The following is a 16,161-nucleotide window of genomic DNA, read 5'->3' as shown; positions in this document are numbered from 1 at the left end:
GCGCCCCGGCGCGCCGCGGGGTGCCGGCATTCCGGAGGCCGGAATTGCGGAAAGAGTGGCTGGTAGAATTGAAGTTTTCTCGGTGTACGGCACTTGTGGCCGCGGTGGGATCCTTGGCTGCCGTTCTCACGGTCGGCGCCCCGGCGGCGACGTCACAGGAACCGCCGTCGGTCGCCGCGGACTCCGCCCGCTATGCCCACGACGGTGAGCAGCGGGCTTTCCGGGACGAGCAGCTTCCCCAGAGCGCCATGCCCGGCGACAGGTCGAAAGGGGTCATCACCCCCATCGGCCACCAGGGCTTCCGCCTCCGGTACGACGGCTCCGCCCTCGGCCGCGTCAACGCCCTCGAACGGCGCTACCGCGCGCTGCGGCCGGTGTCCCTCACCTCCTGGCTGAACACCCGCGCGTACTCGGCTCCCCACCTTTCGCGCTGCCCCACCAGGGTGCCGCTGGCCGACGCGGACGGCTTCTGCTGGCAGCGCGGGTCGTCGGACGACCTGGGATGGGCGTACGTTCCACAGGGCCTGACCGGTTCGGGTGAGGCCGAGCCGCGCTCCGGGCTCTGGCAGGGGCGCAGCATCGTCGCCGCGAGCTGGGCGTCCAGCTACAGCCACCCGAGCGCCCCGCGCAGCCCGAACAACCGCCCCTGGCGCGGCGCCAAGCAGGTCGACCACTTCATGAAGGTGTCGTTCACGGACGTCACCGACCGGGGCCGGGCGCGCTACCGCAGCGCCCTGCTCGTCGCCCCGCAGCGCAACGGCTTCGCCGCGCTGAAGGGACACGGCGACACCCTCTCCTGGTACGGCCCCCACCTGTTCCTCTACAGCAACGAGCGGCTGCGCGTCTTCGACGTACGCCACCTGTGGGCCACCACCGCGTCCTCGGGGCGCGTGGGCGTGCACCGCGGCGCGGTGAGCGCCAGCTGGCAGCAGGCCGCGCTGCCGCAGGTCGCCGAGTACTCCTTCATCGGCCGCCGCGGGTGCGGCAGCGGTTCGGGCGAGACGCCCTGCTTCAGCGGCGCCTCCATCGACCACGGCTCGGCGTTGTCGCCGTCGCTGGTGACCGTCGAGACCAGCAGGCCCACCTCCCGGGTGGTGCGGTGGCCGCTCAGCCCGACCAGCCACCTGCTGCGCTCCGACAGCCGCGGCCTGGTGCGGGCCACTGCCGGGTACCGTGTGCCGCTGGCGGGTCCGCAGGGTGTCGTGCAGCTGGAGGACCAGTTCTACTTCAGCGCCATGTGCCCGGACGCGCGCCGGCGCTTCGGTGAGCCGTACTGCCTCTACCGCGGCAGCAACAACGGCCCGGTCCGCGTGTGGAGCCGTACTCCGGCAGCCGCCGAAAACCTCTTCTACTGGCCCGCCACCGAGCGGCTCTGGGTCTCCAACGAGTCCCCGTACCGCAAGTACGTACGCCCGCACCCCGAGCTGAACGGGCGCGTCGTCTACAACGTGTCCCTGGAGGACTGACGCACGACCGCGCGATCCGCCCGGCCGGGCCCCATGACGGCCGGGCGGATCTCCCCCGGTGTGCGGCCGAAGCGGTCCCGGAAGACCCGGGTGAAGTGCAGCTGGCCGGCGAAGCCCCAGCGGTGGGCGATGTCCGCGACGGTCAGCCGGGCGGACGCGGGGTCGGCCAGGTCCTGCCGGGCCCGCTCCAGGCGGCGTTCCAGGATGTAGCGGGACGGGCTCGGTCCGGCCCGCCGGAAGTCGCGGCCGAGCTGGCGCGTGGAGATGCCGAGCGCGTTCGCGACGTGCTCGGGGCCCAGGCGGGGGTCGGCCAGATGCCGGTCGATGTGTTGTTTGGCGAGCAGCAGCCGGGTGCCCGGCTCCCCGCCGCCACGGCCGCCGTCGCCGCGGAGTACGGCCAGGGAGCGCACAAGCTCCAGTACGGTGCGCTCGGCCGCCGCGTCACCGGTGCCCGGCCGTCCGAACCGGTCGGCCAGTACGGTCTCCAGGCAGCGCAGCAGCGGCGCCTCGTCCGGCGCCCCGCGGCCGAAGACCAGCGGCGCGGGCACCCCGCCGGGCAGGCACCGCTCGGCGAACACCTCGCGGGGCATGTCCACCAGCAGCTGGCGCATCGCGGTGGGGAACCCGAGCAGGTACGAGCGGCGGGTGTCGTACAGGACCAGATCGCCGGCGCCGAGGGTGAAGCAGCCGCCGCCGTGGAAGAACACCGCCCGGCCGGACACCAGCAGGGTGGCGAAGACCGAGTCCTTGGGGGCCGCGCGGCAGGTGCGGGGGCTGCGTTCGATGACGTGCTCGTTGCCGGCGATGTCGGCCAGCCGCAGGCTGCCGAGGCCGGTGTTGGTCTGCGTGGCCAGCAGTCCGTCCTCGGAGTACGGGGAGCAGGTCAGGCCGACCAGGGCCCGCCGGTTGTAGTCCTCCCACAGGTCCACGCGGTCCGCGGGGGCGACCGACCGGGTCGAGATCCGGGAGAAGGCGGCGGGACGTCCGGGCACCTCCGCCTCCTTGCTTCGGGCGTGGGTCCGGTGCAGCCTACTCCGCGACGCCGCGCCCGAACACGGCTCCGCGCGGACGGCCCGGAGCCGCCAGGATCTTGATGTCCGTCCCCGCCCTCTCCAGCAGCGCCGCGAAACCCCGCTCGACGACGGCCTCCAGCGGAACGACCGAGGTGACCACGGGCGTGAGGTCGAGGCCGCCTTCGCGGACCAGCCGGATCAGCTCGGGGTAGGTGTCGCGGTAGCCGACGCCGGCCACGATGGACTGTTCGTTGTTGACCAGGGCGAGGGCGTCGAAGGCGAGCCGTGGGGCCAGACCGATCAGGACGGTCCGGCCCCCGCGCCGGGTGGCCGCGAGGCAGGCGTCCAGCGCGGACTGCGAGCCGACGGCCTCGAACGCGGCGTCCACGCCTTCGGCGCCGGCCAGGCGGCGGATGCGCTCGCCCGCGCGGGGATCCGGCCTGCGCGGGTCGGCGGCGTCGCGGGCGTCGGCCAGGTCGGTCGCGCCCAGCCGTCCGGCGAGCGCGAGCCGGTCGGGCCGCACGTCGGCCGCGATGATCCGCCGTATCCCGCGCCGCGCCGCGAGCAGTACGGTCAGCAGCCCCACCGGCTCCAGGCCGACGACGGCCACGCTGCGCACGTCCCCGGCGCGCCGCAGCGCGTGCAGGGCGACCGAGGCCGGTTCGAAGAGCGCGGCCTGTTCGAGGGGCACGTCCGGCGGCAGCCGGTGCGCCATGTACGACTGGACGACGGCGTACTCGGCCGGCCCGCCGTCGCCCACCAGCCCGGCGAAGCCGAAGTGCCGGCAGATGTTGTACTCACCGGCGCGGCAGCGTGGGCACGTGCCGCAGCGGTAGTGCGGTTCGACGGCCACCCGGTCGCCAGTCGCCGGGCTGTCCGCGGCCACCCCGTCGCCCACGGCCGCGACCGTCCCGCAGAACTCGTGCCCGAGGACGAGCGGCGCCCGCGCGCCCGAGGCCGGGTGGGACGCGCGGGTGGGGATGGCGTGCGGCCCGTCGGCGTACTCGTGCAGGTCGCTGCCGCAGATGCCGCAGTAGGCGACCTGGAGAAGCACCTCGTGCGGGCCGGGGACGGGGACGGCGCGCTCGGTGACGCGCACATCCCGTGGGCCGTACCAGACCACCGCTTTCATACGGGGCTCCTGTCGGCCGGGCGCGGGCTCAGCGGAACAACCCGTCGACGTGGTCGGCGCCGATGCCGACCCGCTCGTAGTGGGCGCGGCACATCGCGATGTAGTCGTGCACGTCGAAGTAGCCGGTGGGCTCGCCGTGCTCGTCGAGCCAGATGAGCGGCCCCTTGACGATGAACAGGGTCTTCATCGGCTCGTCGCTCTCGTACGCGACCAGGGTGTGGCCCTCCCCCGGCGCCTCGTAAACGAAGTCCCCGGCGCGCGCCGTCCAGGGCCGTTCCAGGTAGCCCCACTTGCCGGAGAGGGTGTACGCGAACACCTCGTGCGGGTGGTAGTGCCGGTTGACCAGCCCGGCTTCCTTGGCGCGCAGGATGTCGGACCAGGAGTTGTCCTTGACGTTGATCCACAGCGGGCGTGAGCCCACGGTCCCGGTGAACGGGGCGTAGTAGCGGTCGTCGTCGGTGGCCGCGCCCGGGATGTGGACCTCGGGCAGGGCGTCGGGCTTGAAGGAGTTCTCGATGGGCCTGAGGTTCTTCCAGAACTCGTCGGCTGCCTGCTCGGGCATGGCGTACTCCGTATGCGCTCGTCCGGTTCCGTCGGATGGGTGGCCGGAAGTCAACCGCGCACCGGGCCGCCCCGTCTTGCCCGGGACGAACCCCGCCGTTGCCTGAAACGGCCATCCCGCCGGGCACGGTGCGGCTGAAGGGCGGACCCGGTCACAGCGAACGGGTGGTTGTGGGCCTCGCGGCGCCGTCTGCGGGCAGACGGTCACGGAGGGGACCGGTACGGCTGATGACGAGGATGGGTCAGGCATGAGCGAACACGAGCGTTCCCGAACGATGCCCGCGCTGCCCGAGCACGTATTCGACCAGGCGAGCAATGTGGGGCAGCTCGACAGCTGGCTGCCGCAGGAGCTGCACGTCCGCGCGGAGGAGCTGCCGGCGGTGACCGTGCACGAGGACCGTACGGGCGAGGACGCGCCCGCCCTGTTCCGCGCCGAGCGCGACCAGATGCGGCTGGAGTGGGGCACCCGGGAGACCGGCGGCTACGCTGGCTGGCTCCAGGTGGCCGGCATCGGCAGCGGCGCCAGCGAGGTGACGGTGCACCTGTCCTTCTTCGAGGAGCAGCACGACCCCGGCGAGAAGGCCGTCAACGCCGAGCTGGACCGCAGCCTGGAGCGTCTGGCGGAGCAGGTACGGCTGCGGGTCGACGACGGGGGCAGCGGCTGACCGGGCCGGCCGGGGCACGCGTACGGCACCGCGCCCGGCCGTGGCGCGGTGCCGCGAGCAGCCCTCGCGCTGCTCGGCCCGTGCGTCGGCAGGTCACGCCCGGGACGGAGAGACAGCGCTCAAGGATCCGGAAGGCAGCCCCTTCCGGCGGGGGGTCAGCGCTTGCGCTGGAAGGTCTTGCCCTGGTGCGCGCCGGCCGAGCACGACGCCTTCTCGGCCGCCGTCATCTTGCGCGTCTTGACGACCACCGCGTTGCTGACGCCGTCCGTACCGTTGGGGGCCGGGCCGGTGACGGTGTCCGGCACGAACCAGTAGTAGTGCCCCCACTTGGGGCTGTCGTAGTGCGTCTGCCAGGTGCCCGAGACGGCCTGCATCACCTGGGCGCGGGAGATCCAGCCCACCTCGCCGGGCCGCACGGTCATGTCCAGCGAGCTGTTCTCGGTGTGCGAACTGGACCAGGTGTGGCTGTACTGCGCCGTGACGCTCAGGTCGATGATGCCCGCGAGCTTGCCGCCGGCGGTGACGGAGACGCCCGCCGTGTCGGTGGACCCCACCGTGTCCGACCAGCCCATCGACTGGGTGGCGGGTGACGTGGTGCAGTTGTACAGCGAGTTGGACACCTGCCGGAAGTCGCCCAGGTACGCCTTCCCGAGCACCGGCTCGTTGAAGCTGCACTTGCCCTCGCCGGACGCGCAGTCGGCTATCAGCTGCTTGCGGTCCGGGCCGTCGGCCGCCGCTGCGGGCACGGTCATCGCCGCGGCCAGGCCCGCGGCCGTCGCCGCGAGCACCAGCGCGCGTCCTGCGTACCGCACGGTGCGGTTCTTCGTCATGTTCCGTTCCTGCCTCTCGCCTTGCCTCGTGGATGCGGCCAGGCCGTTGAATTCTCAACCGACCTGTGGTAACCGCCTGTTGCGTGAGAGGCTGATGCAAAAGGTGATCCAATTACACCAAGATCTGGTCAAGTTGTAGATGTTCGTTACAGGCATCCCTACCGTCGTCCGGCCTGCGGCCCGTCGGCGGCCTTCACGACGGACGTCGGTCCGGCCGGGCCAGGCCGACCAGCACGTCGCTGTGCGGGGAGCGGGCCTTGGCCGACGGGCGGACGGCCCGTCCGGTGGCGTCCCCGGGATCCGGGTACAGCAGCGCGTGGCGCCTGCGGGCTTCGGCCGCGGCCTCGGGGCGCGGCACCGCCGTGTGTTCCGCCCTGCCGTCCGGCCACAGCGTGGTGACCAGGCACAGGTCGTCGAGACGGCGCGCGTCCCGCAAGTGCCGGGCCACGCCCCGCGCGCCGGCCGGCACCGTCAGACACGCCCCGCCCGCGGTGTCGAACTCCGCGACGGCCAGGCCCTCGGCTCCCAGCCGCCTGCCCGCCGCCCGGCGCTCTCGCCCGGACCCGAAGCACCAAACGTCGCTGTTGCGGTGTACGACGACGGCGGCCGCCTCCGGTCCCGTACCCACGGCGGTCCCGCCGTCCGGGGCCTCGCACCACGGGAAGGGGCGGCACAGCAGCCGCACTCCCCCGCGCTCCGCCCAGTCCACGGCACCCTCGTGGACGACCTTGGCCCCGTGCCGGGACATCCGGCGCGCCCCTTCGTAGCTGATACGGGCGAGGGTGCGGGCCTCCGGGACCAGGTAGGGGTCGGCGGTGCACACTCCGGGCACGTCGGAGAAGAGTTCGCAGGTGTCGGCGCCCAGTGCGGCAGCCGTCGCCACCGCCGAGAGGTCCGAGCTGTTACGGCCCAGCATGACGGTCCGTCCGTCCGCGTCGACGGCCTGCCCCCCGGGGACGACCGCGACCGGGCAGGCGGCCAGGGCCCCGGCCAGCGCCCCTGGCCCGGCCGAGACGAGTTTCGCCCGGTCGCCCGGCCCCTCGGCGAGGAGCCCGGTGTCCGCCGCCTGGAGGGGGCGGGCCGTCACGCCCTCGGCGTCGAGCGCGGCGGCCAGCAGGGCGACACTCACCGTCTCGCCGGTGGTCAGCAGCATGGCGGCGGCGTCCGCCGGCGGGTCTTCGGACAGGTGGTCCAGGGTCTGCTGGAGCCGGCCCGTCGTCCCGGACATCGCGCTCGCCACCACGACCAGCGGGCGCCGGTCCTCGGCGACGCGACCCGCCGCGTACCGGGCCACCCGGTGGTAGCCGTCGAGGTCGGCGAAGGCCGAGCCGCCGAACTTCAGCACCAGCGGCCGCCCGTCGGGCACACGGCGGGCCGTCATCCGAGCCACCCGTTCTTCAGGGCGAGTTCGACGATCTGCAGCGCATTGAGCGCCGCCCCCACCCACAGGTTGTCGGCGACCACCCAGAGCGCGACCGCCCGGTCGTCCTCCGGCTCGACGCGTATCCGCCCGACGTGGACCAGCGCACGGTCCTCCGGCCGCGCGAAGACGGTACGGGGCATGGGGTACGCGGGGCTCTGCGACCGGCCGTAGGCCCGTATCCCGGGGGTCGCGGCCAGGGCGGCCCCGACGGACCCGGCCGTGACCGGCTCCCGCAGCCGGACGTGCACGGCCTCGGAGTGGCAGTCGAAGACCGGGACCCGGACCGCGGTGGCGCTCACCCGCAGGTCCGGCAGGCCGAGGATCTTGCGCGGCTCGCGGACGAGCTTGCGCTCCTCGTGCGTGAGCCCGGTGTCGTCCGGCAACCCTATCTCCGGGACGAGGTTGAAGGCCAGCGGCTGTCCGAAGCGCCCGCCGGGGGCGCCTTCCGCGCGCGGATCGTCCAGGATCGCCCTGGACTCCTCGGCCAGTTCCCGCAGGCCGCGCACCCCGCCGCCGGACGCCGCCTGGTAGGTGGCCACCACGACGTCTTCCAGACCCGCCAGTTCGTGCAGCGGCTTCAGGGCGCGCACCAGCTGAATGGTCGAGCAGTTGGGGTTGGACACGAGGTTCGATGCCGGCCGGTCGTCGAGCACGCCGGGGTTGACCTGCGGTACGGCCAGGGGAACGTCGGCGCGCATCCGGAAGGCGGAGCTGTTGTCGACGACCAGCACTCCGGCCGAGGCCAGTCGCTCGGCCTCGCGGGCGCTGATCTCCGCCCCCGCGGAGAAGACGGCGATGTCCAGGCCCCGGGGGTCCAGCCCGTCGAGCGTCACCAGTTCCGCCATGGGCAGCGACAGTCCCAGTTCGCCGCCCAGGTCCCGGCCGAGGCTGCGCGCCGAGCCGACGGGCACCACCTGTTCCACCGGCACGATCCCGCCGTCGAGCAGGGCCAGGCACTCCCGGCCCACCGCTCCGGTGGCCCCCACTACCGCGATGCGGAGCATGCACGTCCTCCTGTCGGCCCCCCGCGGGGCTTCATTGCCTGGTGGTGCCGGACAACCGCCCCCGGAAGGCACGCCGGTACGCGTGCGGGGTGGTGTTGAGGGACCGCACGAACTGGTACCGCAGGGCCGCCGCGTTGGCGAATCCCGTACGGGCCGCGATCGCCTCCATCGTCTCGTCGGTGTTCTCCAGCAGCCGCTGGGCGCTCAGCACCCGCTGCGCCAGCAGCCAGCGGTAGGGGGTGGTGCCCGTCTCCGTCCGGAAACGGCGGGCGAAGGTGCGCGGCGACATACAGGCCCGCGCCGACAGCTGCTCCACGCTGATCTCCTGGTCCAGGTTCATCTCGGCCCAGACCAGCGCCTCGCGTACGCCGTCCTCCCCGCAGTGGGCGACCGGCCGCTCGATGTACTGGGCCTGGCCGCCCTCCCGGTGCGGGGGCACCACCATGCGCCGGGCGATGGCGTTGGCGACGTCGCTGCCCTGGAGCTTGCGCACCAGGTGGAGGCAGGCGTCGATGCCCGCCGAGGTGCCGGCCGAGGTGAGGATCGGGTCCTCGTCCACGTAGAGCACTCCCGGTTCGACCCCGGCCTTGGGGAAGCGCTCGGCGAGCGCGTCGGCGTAGCGCCAGTGTGTGGTGCAGCGCCGTCCGTCGAGCAGCCCGGCGGCGCCCAGGACGAAGGCGCCGACGCAGACGCTGACCACCCGGGCCCCCCGGGCCACCGCCTGGCGCAGGGCTTCCAGCAGGGCGGGCGGGAAGTCCCTGGTGTGGAAGTCGTCCCCGACCGGGATGGCGATGAGGTCGGCGTCCTCCAGCCGGTCGAGGCCGTAGGGCGTGCTGATGGTGAACCCGGGCACCGCCCGTACCGACGAGGACTCCGCGGCGACGAGCGCGAAGTCGTAGGCGGGCAGCCCCTCCTCCCTGCGATCGATCCCGAATACTTCGCAGATGACGCCCAGCTCGAATGGATGGACGTTCTCCAGCAGGACCGCGGCTACATTCTCCAGCATGGGACCCAATGTGGCAGTAAAGCGTGGGGTTCTGACAGCCTTCACACTGTTCCATGGCCGGATCGGCGCCCATACTCTCAGCGTGAACCTGAATCGGCGGGGAGACCCGCACGCGGGGCGGCGGGCGGCGGCGCATCGCCGAAGGGTTCGTCGAGGGAGACGATCCCGCTGCGGATGCCCAATACGACCGCTTGCGTGCGGTCGGAAACACCCGCCTTGGTGAAGAGCGCGGACAGGTGGTTCTTCACCGTCTTCTCGGAGATTCCGAGCGCCCTGGCGACACTGCGATTGGAATTCCCCTGGGATATGAGCACCAGAATCTGGCGCTCACGGGCCGTCAGGAGGTCGAGTGCCGCGCGGGCCGCGCGGACCCCTTCGGAGGGGGACGGCCTCGCGGCCGCCCGCAGGTCCTTTATCAACTGCCCCTGGACTTCGAGCGCGTCCCGGGCCTCGCCGAGCGCCTTGTACACGTTGGCGACCACTTTGACCAGGGCCGCCACGGGTCTGGACGGCGCGCCGCAGAACTCGCAGCACTGGTGATAACTCAACTCCGCAACAGCCCCTCGCGCAACACCTGACATTCTACGAATTCCCTCCGTCGACTTGGATGGGTCGATTCGTGATTCCCTTGACGCTCGGGCTTCCCCGCATGGCCCGGGCTTTGCGCAGGGCTCGGGGGACCGTGCGGGTGGGTCAAGCAGGATTCCGCGCGTGGATCGCGACCGTCTTGCACCGCGTGTATTCGCGCAGCGCCTCCAGCCCCTTCTCCACGCCGATTCCGGAGCGCCGGTAGCCGCCGAACGGCAGCTCGACTCCCCCGGCCGCGCTGTAGTCGTTCACGAACACCTGGCCCACCCGCAGCCGTCCGGCGAGCCAGTGGGCCGTGGTCACGTCGGAGGTCCAGACCCCGGCGGCCAGCCCGTACGTGGTGTGTTCCGCCAGGGCGACCGCCTCGTCCAGCGTGTCGAAGGCCGTCACGCACAGGACCGGGCCGAAGATCTCCTCGTTGAAGACGCGGTGCCGGGGCGTCACCCGGGCGAGGATCGTGGGCTCCACGTAGAAGCCGTCCGCGTACGCCGCTCCCCCGGGCACGCCCCCGCCGACGACGACCTCGGTGTCCCGGCGGGCCTCGGCCAGGTGGGCGAGGACCCTCGCACGCTGCTTCGCGGAGATGAGCGGCCCCATGTCGGGATCGTCGATGCCCGGGCCGATGCGCAGGGCGCGGAACCGCTCGGCGAGGGCGGACACCAGCTCGTCGTGCACGGACCGGTGGACGATCAGCCGGCTCCCGGCGCTGCAGTTCTGGCCGGCGTGCTCCGTGATCGCCTCCACGATCTGCGGCACCGCCCGTGCGGCGTCGTAGTCGGGGAGCACCACATGCGGTGACTTTCCGCCCAGTTCCAGGGTGACCGGCACGATGTTTCGCGCGGCGGCGGTCATGACGGCCTCGCCGACCTCCCGCGAGCCGGTGAACGCGATGCGGTCCACGCCGGGGTCCGCGGCGAGGGCGGCTCCCGCTTCCTCTCCGTAGCCGGGCACGACGTTCAGGACGCCCGCCGGGAGTCCCGCCTCTTCGGCGAGGGCGGCCAGGCGGAGCGAGGTCAGGGGCGCGTCCTCGGCGGGTTTGAGGACACAGCAGTTGCCCGCGGCGAGGGCCGGGGCCAGGGTCCTGGCGGCGATCTGCAGCGGGTAGTTCCAGGGGATGATGTGCCCGCACACGCCGTACGGTTCGCGGAGGGTGAAGGCCAGCCGGTCCGGCCGCTGCTGAATCGTTTCGCCACCGAGCGACTCCACGGCGTTGGCGTAGAAGTCGAAGTACCGGGCGGCGACATCGGCGTCCGTCAGCGCCTGGCCGATCGGCTTGCCGGTGTCGAGGGTCTCCAGCCGGGCCAGTTCCGCGCGCTCACCGCGCAGCGCGTCGGCGATCCGCCGGCAGATCCGGGACCGCTCCACCGGTGTCACGAACCGCCAGACCGTCTCGTACGCCTGCCGGGCCGCCTCCACGGCCGAGCGGACCTCGCCCGTACCGCACCGGGCGACCCGTGCGAAGGGGCGGGCGTCCGACGGATCGAGGACGTCGATCCACCGCTCGGTGGGCACCCTCTTCCCCGCGATGACCGCCGCGTGCTCCGGTAGACATGCGTGACTCACGGCTCTATCCAGCTCCTTGACGCGGGGGGGGGAGGCGGGGCGTGGGGCGGTGGGGTGGTGCTCGGCCGTCAGCGGGCCATCGAGCCGACGATGACCCTTTCGAGATCGCGCGCCGCGACGTCGCGCGGGCAGCACACCAGCAGCCGCTGCTGCTTGAGCGCGCCCTCGACGAGATGGCGTACGTCCTTGGCGCCGTAGCCGAAGTCCCGCAGGCCGCCGGGCCCTCCGGTGTCCGCCACGAGGCTCAGCAGGGTCGCCGGAAGCACGTCCGCGCCGTTGGCCGTGGTGACCCCGGCGAGATTCGCACCGAGCAATTCCGCGGCGCGCAAATGGCGTTCGGGGGAGGTCGGATACGTGAATTCGAATGCCGCCGCCGCGGTGGAGACGACCGCGGCTCCGTGCGGGACCATGGCGTGGTCGACTTCGTATCCGGCCGGCCGGTAATCGCGGACCAGCCCGGCGATCGGGTAGGCGCAGGCATGCGGAATGTGGGTTCCGGCATTGCCGAATCCCATGCCCGCGAAGCTCGCGGCCCGGCTCATTCCCGTACGGGCTTCCAGATCGTCGGGGTTGAGCACGGCCCGCCGGAGATAGCGGCCCACCAAGGCGAGCGCCTGCTCCGCCCATACGTCGCTGATCGGGTTGGCGCCGATGTACAGGGGGCGGTCCGCCGGCGTGGGGTACGGAGGGCGCCGGTCGTAGGCGCGCGCGGTGTACGACTCGCAGGCGTGCGTCAGGACGTCGTACCCGGACGCGGCGGTGACCGCCGGGGGCAGGGTCAGCGTGTTCGCCGGGTCGACCAGCGCGAGGGCGGGCAGCAGCCGCGGGTCGCTGATGCCGGTCTTCACGTTCAGGCCCGTGACGCCGAGGGCGACCATGGCGGTGCACTCGCTGCCGCTGCCGGCCGTGGTGGGCACCGCGACCAGCGGCTTGAGCGGGCCGGGGATCGGGGACCCGGCGCCGATGGGGGCGTTTAGGTAGTCGCGTACCGGGCGGCCGGGGTAACTCAGCAGCAGGTTCAGCATCTTGGCGGTGTCGATCGAGCTGCCGCCGCCGAGACCGACGTAGCCGTCCACCTGGAGGGCCGCCAGTTCCCTGGCCGCCTCGGCGCAGCTCTCGTCGGTGGGTTCCACCCGGGCCCGGTCGAACAGCGCGACCGAGATCCCTTCCTGCTCGATCTGCTTGGCGACGCGGGCGGGCAGCCCGAGACCGACCAGGACGGGGTCGGTCACCAACAGCACCGAGGTGATGCCGGACGTGCGCAGCGCGTGGCCGATCTCCCGGGTGGCGCCGACACCGAATTTCAGCGGAGGAGCCTGCCAGCTGATAATGCGTTCTTGTTCCGGCGCGTTTTCGGCCCACCCGGACGATGCCACGGCCCAACCCCCGTCTTCATTCCCTGAACTTGGAATTCTGGTCCATGGAAAACATGGAGAACAGTGACGCAGAACTGAATAACTCAGGCGACTCGGTCAAACCGGTTTGGTTCACACTGAATTCGACCGGATGAGGGCCATAGTAGACAGTCGATTTCGGTCACGCCATAGGACCCTGGTCCTATGGCCGGATAGTCCTGGTAAGCGCTTCCGGCAATCTTGCGGAACAGTGACCGGCAGCGGTGGCCGGCCGTGCGCCCGGGGCCGCCGAAGCCTCGCATCGCTCCACTTTGCGCCCGTATTCGCGTGACGTGAGAGTACTGCCGGGACCACGGTCACCGTGCCGGAATTCTTCCTTCAGGGGCGGTCGGCAGGGGCGGATCCCGGCCATCCGCCCGCAGGACGCCGGCGCCCTCGCGACCGCCCGCTTCCCGGCGGGCGCACCGTACGGCGATGGCAGGAATTCGAGGTTCCTCGTCAGTGCTGCCACTGTTGCGGGCATCGCTCCGTCCGCACAGTGAGTCGCATGGCACAGAACAACGCGACGAAAGCGTCGGACGGGGCCGGGAAGCAGCACGCGGGCGTGCGGCAGGTCTGGCGCGAGTCCCCCACAGCGGTGAAGTCCCTGCTGGCCGGCACCATGATCAACCGGCTCGGCGGCTTCGTGCAGGTCTTCATGGTGCTGTATCTGACCCATCGCGGCTTCTCCGACACCCAGGCGGGCGCCGCGCTCGGGGCGTACGGCGGGGGCGCTGTGCTCGGCACGCTGATCGGCGGCGGGATGTCCGACCGGCTCGGGCCGCGGCTGACGATCGTGTCCACCCTGCTGGGGTCGGCCGTGCTACTCCCCTGCGTCCTGTATCTGGACAACTACTGGGCCATCCTCGCGGTCATCGGCGTCAGCGGTGCGGCCAGCATGGCCTACCAGCCCGCCTCCACCAGCGTGATCAGCCACCTCACGCCGACCGAGCGGCACGTCATGATCTTCGCGATGGGCCGTCTGGCGATCAACCTCGGCACGACGGCCGCGCCCCTGCTGGGCGCCGCGCTCGTGAAGATTTCCTGGGACTTCCTGTTCTGGGGCGAGGCACTGGCCGTGGTGATCTTCTCCACGGTGGTCGCGACCACCCTGCCGCATGTCGCACCGGATACGGCCGGGCCGGCGGACGACGGCACGGGCGACGGCGGAAAGGCACCCCGGGCCTCGTATCTGGCGGTGCTGGCCGACCGCCGCTATCTGATGTTCCTGCTGGCGATGTTCGTCAGCTCCGTGATCTACATCCAGCACATCTCGGCCCTGCCGCTGACGGTGCGTCACCTCGGCATGGGCGTCGAGGTCTACGCGGTGCTGATCGCGCTGAACGGCTTCCTCGTCATCGCCTGCGAACTCCTGGTCGCCAAGGTGGTGCAGCGCTGGCGGATCCGTACCGCCGTGATCATCGGTGTCCTGCTGACCGGCATCGGTATGAGCATGTACGCGCTGCCCTGGGGCCTGGCCGCGCTCGTGATCGCCACCCTCGTCTGGTCGCTCGGCGAGATCATCGGCTATCCGTCCCTGTTCTTCGCCTATCCCGCACAGGCGGGCCCGCCCGGACTGCGGGGCCGCTACCTGGGGGCCTCCAACGCCCTGTACGGACTCGGCAGCGCCATCGGCCCGTTCATCGGCGTGATGATCTGGAACCGCTTCCAGGAAGGACTGTGGATCGGCTGCGGAATCGTGGGCCTGATCGCCGGAGCCGCCGCATGGGGCGGGGTGCGCCCGAAGGCCGAAACGGCGGACGGGGCCACGGACCGGGCCGACGGCGAAGACCAGAAAGGCGAGAACAGGAGGGGCGGGACCGGCGGTTCCGGGACGGCCGACGCGGAGATCCGTACGGCGACCTAGGCCCTGTCGTCGAATTCCCGCCTGCCGCGCGACTCCCCCAGCCACCGCTGGGAAGTGCCCCCATTCCCCCACGCCTGCACGGCGCGGGGGGGGGGGGACCTCCACCGTTGTCGGGTTCTTCCCGGTACACCCAGTACCGGGAAGACCCTCCGCCTTGCGATCGGCGCGGCTTCCGAAGACGGATCGAAGAGGCGAGACGGAGCGCAGAGGAGTGCACCAGACGCCGCGCGGCCCGCCCTCCGGACGAACGACAGGAATTCGCCGACAGGACCTGGGACGGACGCCGCACACCCACACCGGAACACCGCATCAGCAGCGGGAACCATCGCAGAAGGGGAAGCACACAGATGCCACGCCATGTAGTCCTGATCGACCCCTATTCCGAGGCCGCCGAGTACGCCAACGCCTTTCGGGCCCGGGGGGTCGAACCGGTGGCGGTGCTCAGCACACCGGCGCCGCTGAAATCGTATCTGCACGGCTGGAAGCCGGAGGCTTTCCACGCGACGCACTTTTACGACGGTGACTTCGCGAAGCTCGCCGAGACCGTGCGCGGCTATGATCCGGTCGCCGTCATTCCCGGCAACGAGTCCGCGGTCAGGCTCGTGGACGCAGTGGTCGAAGAACTCACCCCCGGGGCCGGAAATGTCCCCGCACTGTCCGCGGCGCGCCGTGACAAGTGGCCCATGGCCCAGGCCGTGGCGAGCGCGGGCGTTCCGCACCTGCGCACGTTCGCCACCGCGAGCGAGGAGGAAGCGGCGGGCTGGCTGCGGGAGAACGGCCTGGAGGGGCAGGCGCTGGTGCTCAAGCCCCGGTGCAGCGGCGGGACCGACGGGGTGCACAAGGTGGAGGCCGGCGAGGACTGGCGGCCCTCCTTCCGGCGGCTGCTGGGCTCGGTCAACATGTTCGACCTGACGAACGACAGCATCGTCATCCAGGAGTTCGCCCCGGGAACCGAGTTCGTCGTGGACACCTACTCCGTCGACGGGCGGATGGGGCTGGTGGCCGTGGTCCGGTACAGCAAGTCGGCCAGGGGGAACCGCATCGGGGTCTACGACGCGGAGGACTACCTGCAGCCCGACGACCCGCTGGTCGGCGTCCTGGAGTCCTACACGCGCCAGGTCGCCGACGCGGTCGGCATCCGTACGGGATGCACCCACACCGAGATCATGCTGACGGACGACGGGCCCCGGCTGATCGAGATCGCGGCGCGTCTCGACGGGGGCTGTGCGCAGCAGGCCGCACGGCTCGCAACGGGAGACTGCCAGATCGACCGCGCCGTGCGGCATCATCTGGACTCCGCCTTCACCCCCGGATACGAGATCGTGCGGCCCACCCGGGTGGTGTGGCTCTCCGCGGCCAACAGCGGCACCATGAGCAACGCTGAGGTGCTCGACGCGGCGCGCGAGCTGGCCTCGTTCCAGAAGCTGGCCTGCCGCTACCCCAACGGCTCCCGGGTGCCCAAGACCGAGGACCTGTTCACCACCCTCGGCTGGGTGCTGCTCTCCGCCCCCGATCAGGAGACCCTCGACCAGGACACCAAGCGGGTGCGGGAGATCGAGGCCAAGGTGGTCATCGATCCACCCGGCCTGGTCTGACGGCGGCACGGCCGAACGGCCCGGTCGCGCCGGTGGGCAGCCCCCTCCGGTGTG

At 71.8% G+C, this 16,161-nt stretch carries 14 protein-coding genes; 4 read left to right on the top strand and 10 right to left on the bottom strand.

The features are described from left to right. Positions 1-113: 113 nt before the first annotated feature. The gene (locus CP984_RS38240) at positions 114-1,466 is read left to right on the top strand and encodes a hypothetical protein (RefSeq protein ID WP_033030142.1); all 1,353 of its coding nucleotides are present in this window, start codon (positions 114-116) and stop codon (positions 1,464-1,466) included. Here CP984_RS38240 and CP984_RS38235 read toward each other — a convergent pair. Genes CP984_RS38235 through CP984_RS38225 form a run of 3 tightly spaced genes read right to left on the bottom strand, consistent with a single transcriptional unit; the run spans position 1,442 to position 4,173 of the window. Continuing rightward, positions 1,442-2,458 carry a helix-turn-helix domain-containing protein gene (locus CP984_RS38235; RefSeq protein ID WP_003987350.1) on the bottom strand — a complete coding sequence of 339 codons (1,017 nt, stop codon included), beginning with the start codon at positions 2,456-2,458 and terminating at the stop codon, positions 1,442-1,444. The genes CP984_RS38240 and CP984_RS38235 overlap by 25 nt on opposite strands. A 37-nt stretch (positions 2,459-2,495) precedes the next feature. Further along, complete coding sequence (locus CP984_RS38230) at positions 2,496-3,611, bottom strand: 2,3-butanediol dehydrogenase (protein WP_030179289.1); 1,116 nt, start codon at positions 3,609-3,611, stop codon at positions 2,496-2,498. 28 nt (positions 3,612-3,639) lie between these two features. Continuing rightward, on the bottom strand, positions 3,640-4,173 hold the full coding sequence (locus CP984_RS38225) for a 2,4'-dihydroxyacetophenone dioxygenase family protein (RefSeq protein ID WP_003981420.1): 534 nt from the start codon (positions 4,171-4,173) through the stop codon (positions 3,640-3,642). A gap of 247 nt (positions 4,174-4,420) precedes the next feature. Between CP984_RS38225 and CP984_RS38220 the strand changes: the two genes are divergently transcribed. Further along, positions 4,421-4,837 carry an SRPBCC family protein gene (locus CP984_RS38220; RefSeq protein WP_003981421.1) on the top strand — a complete coding sequence of 139 codons (417 nt, stop codon included), beginning with the start codon at positions 4,421-4,423 and terminating at the stop codon, positions 4,835-4,837. Between the two features lie 155 nt (positions 4,838-4,992). On the opposite strand, the gene CP984_RS38215 is transcribed toward CP984_RS38220, so the two are convergent. The 7 genes from CP984_RS38215 to CP984_RS38185 form a co-directional block, all read right to left on the bottom strand. Continuing rightward, positions 4,993-5,667, bottom strand: coding sequence for a hypothetical protein (locus tag CP984_RS38215; RefSeq protein WP_003981422.1), 675 nt, complete (start codon positions 5,665-5,667; stop codon positions 4,993-4,995). A gap of 193 nt (positions 5,668-5,860) precedes the next feature. Further along, the gene (locus tag CP984_RS38210) at positions 5,861-7,048 is read right to left on the bottom strand and encodes an amino acid kinase family protein (RefSeq protein ID WP_003981423.1); all 1,188 of its coding nucleotides are present in this window, start codon (positions 7,046-7,048) and stop codon (positions 5,861-5,863) included. Next, on the bottom strand, positions 7,045-8,094 hold the full coding sequence (locus CP984_RS38205) for an aspartate-semialdehyde dehydrogenase (RefSeq protein ID WP_003981424.1): 1,050 nt from the start codon (positions 8,092-8,094) through the stop codon (positions 7,045-7,047). Before CP984_RS38205 ends, CP984_RS38210 begins: the two co-directional genes overlap by 4 nt. A 31-nt stretch (positions 8,095-8,125) precedes the next feature. Next, positions 8,126-9,100, bottom strand: a complete 975-nt coding sequence (locus CP984_RS38200; protein WP_003981425.1) for a GlxA family transcriptional regulator — start codon at positions 9,098-9,100, stop codon at positions 8,126-8,128. A gap of 77 nt (positions 9,101-9,177) precedes the next feature. Then, positions 9,178-9,648, bottom strand: a complete 471-nt coding sequence (locus tag CP984_RS38195) for a LuxR C-terminal-related transcriptional regulator (protein WP_197049348.1) — start codon at positions 9,646-9,648, stop codon at positions 9,178-9,180. A 145-nt stretch (positions 9,649-9,793) separates the two neighbouring features. After that, positions 9,794-11,251 (bottom strand): aldehyde dehydrogenase family protein, encoded by a 1,458-nt coding sequence (locus CP984_RS38190; RefSeq protein ID WP_100246541.1) that lies wholly within the window; start codon positions 11,249-11,251, stop codon positions 9,794-9,796. Between the two features lie 68 nt (positions 11,252-11,319). After that, positions 11,320-12,627: a hydroxyacid-oxoacid transhydrogenase gene (locus tag CP984_RS38185; RefSeq protein ID WP_003981428.1), complete on the bottom strand. Its 1,308-nt coding sequence runs from the start codon at positions 12,625-12,627 to the stop codon at positions 11,320-11,322. A 526-nt stretch (positions 12,628-13,153) separates the two neighbouring features. Here CP984_RS38185 and CP984_RS38180 point away from each other — a divergent pair. Together CP984_RS38180 and CP984_RS38175 are read left to right on the top strand one after the other, a co-directional pair. After that, complete coding sequence (locus tag CP984_RS38180; RefSeq protein WP_003981429.1) at positions 13,154-14,512, top strand: MFS transporter; 1,359 nt, start codon at positions 13,154-13,156, stop codon at positions 14,510-14,512. A gap of 347 nt (positions 14,513-14,859) precedes the next feature. Continuing rightward, the gene (locus CP984_RS38175) at positions 14,860-16,107 is read left to right on the top strand and encodes an ATP-grasp domain-containing protein (protein ID WP_003981430.1); all 1,248 of its coding nucleotides are present in this window, start codon (positions 14,860-14,862) and stop codon (positions 16,105-16,107) included. Positions 16,108-16,161 lie beyond the last annotated feature (54 nt).

This window comes from Streptomyces rimosus (genome assembly GCF_008704655.1).
GTDB lineage: Bacteria > Actinomycetota > Actinomycetes > Streptomycetales > Streptomycetaceae > Streptomyces > Streptomyces rimosus.
The sequence above is the reverse complement of the archived record's forward strand: the minus strand, read 5'-3'. Positions and strand labels throughout refer to the sequence as shown.